Here is a 1,954-nt window from a genome sequence, read left to right as displayed (position 1 = left end):
TCCTGCGACGCCTCGTTAGCCATGCGTGCGAACGCGCCGACATCGATGCCTATCGGAAAGCTCCGGGACACAACGGTCCGGCCATTGGCCTCCGCCGCGCCATTGTCGTCGAAGGTGATCGAATTTGTCGCCCGCACGGAGCGCCGGAAATTCGTCACGTCAGTCTCGGTCTGGAAACCCACCACATCGTACTGAAGCAGGTCATCGATGAGTTCTTCATGGTCGGATGTGGCGACCAACAGGTCAGGTGGCGGGAACGGGATGTGAAGGAAAAAGCCGATCCGATTTCCGAATCCGAGCCGCCGCAGCTCGGCGGCAAGCGGGATAAGATGATAGTCGTGGATCCAGACCAGGTCGTCTTTGCCCGTCAGCAATCGTGCAAGCGCCTCGGCGAACCGCGCATTGATCTGCCTGTAGGCGTGAAGAAACTCGCTGCGATGATCCACCAAGTCGAGCCGGTAATGGAAAAGCGGCCACAGCGTACTGTTGGCGTAGCCGTTATAGTAGAGGGAGTACGCCTCGCGCGGCAGGCTGAGCGCGGCTGTCTCGATCCTTCCCAGGCGTTCAAGGTGAATGACGGGTTCGTCGCCCGGAGCGGTATCTCGATGCTCCGCGCTTGCTCCCAGCCAGAGACCTCCACGCTCGGCCAACGCATCCGCGACGCCTATAGCGAGGCCTCCGGCTTGCGACAGATCGCGAATATTCCCCAGCCTATTCGAGACAACAACCAAACGACACGGGTCGGCATTGTTGTCTGGGTGCTTTCCCGCGCCCCGTAAAGCCCCACTCCCGCTGGAAGCGCCAGCCGTTTGCGGGCGCTCTTTGTGGGTTTCATTTGATCGCTGCAACAAGAGGAATCCTAACCTGGGAAATTCGCTTGGGAACGGTCTGCCATTGCGATTGTTCCACGTCGTGAAACGCCCAAATCGCCCTAGCCAAGAGATCCGATTTCGACAACCCATCAACGATCGTCTGCATTGACCAGCTCGCCTCGACCACCAGGGACACCTATGGTGCTGGCCGCAAGGCATCTTGTTCAGGCGCGTCGCGCGCCAAAGCTCGCTCATCTTTCCCGTCGCATTTGGACAGCTTTTCGAGACCTAAAGAAAAATCAGTCACACCTAACTTTGGCAGGAACCTGCCTTGAAGATTGGAGTTGGATTAGCACCCGAAGGGGTTGTTTCAACCAAAGGAGATTGTCAGATGGCAGCCACGAAGAAAGCCAGTGCCGGCACCAAGAGCCTCGAGGATCTGTTCCTCGACGGGCTTAAGGACATCTACTACGCCGAAAAGAAAATTCTCAAAGCCCTGCCGAAGATGGCCAAGGGCGCGGAGGACGCCCAGGTGTCCGCCGCCTTCGAGAAACATCTTGTCGAGACCGAGGGCCAGGTTGAGCGACTCGAGCAGGTGTTTGATATCCTTGGCATTGCTGCGCGCGGCAAAACCTGCCCCGCCATCGACGGCATCATCGAGGAAGGATCCGAGATCTTGGAGGAATACAAGGGTTCGACCTCGATCGACGCGGGCCTTGTCGCCGCCGCGCAGGCCGTCGAACACTATGAGATCGCGCGCTATGGCACGCTGATCGCCTGGGCGACATCGCTGGGCAAGGATGACATCGTCGAACTCCTCAACGCCACACTCGAAGAGGAGAAGGCCACCGACGAAGCCCTCACCTCCCTCGGTGAGTCAGGTGTGAATGACAGGGCGGCCGAGCAGCAAAAAGCGGCTTGATCCCACGCACTTAAATAAGGGCCACGGCGACATCGTCATGGCCCTTACCGTTGGGTCGGTCACCCACTAATCCAACAGTTTACAAGCTGCTCAGTGGTCGCGGTCTCGATATGCTGGCCGTAGCGATTGCTGAACAGCCCGATCATGGCATCATGCGCCTCATCCGAGGCGCTGCAGACCGCATCCTGGACCACGATGGTACGCAAGCCATAGTCTGCCG

General features: G+C 58.8%; 2 protein-coding genes. One reads left to right on the top strand and one right to left on the bottom strand.

The genetic code is table 11. The annotated features are described in order from the left end of the window. A partial coding sequence (locus ACXJ7R_RS31265) for a trehalose-6-phosphate synthase (protein ID WP_457155179.1) occupies positions 1–650 on the bottom strand: 650 nt, incomplete at its 3' end. Positions 651–1,203: 553 nt separating this feature from the next. Between ACXJ7R_RS31265 and ACXJ7R_RS31260 the strand changes: the two genes are divergently transcribed. Then, on the top strand, positions 1,204–1,734 hold the full coding sequence (locus ACXJ7R_RS31260; RefSeq protein WP_457155180.1) for a YciE/YciF ferroxidase family protein: 531 nt from the start codon (positions 1,204–1,206) through the stop codon (positions 1,732–1,734). Positions 1,735–1,954 lie beyond the last annotated feature (220 nt).

This window comes from Mesorhizobium sp. P5_C1 (assembly GCF_054049815.1).
Note: the sequence above shows the minus strand (reverse complement) of the source record. Positions and strands in the feature narration are given on the sequence as shown.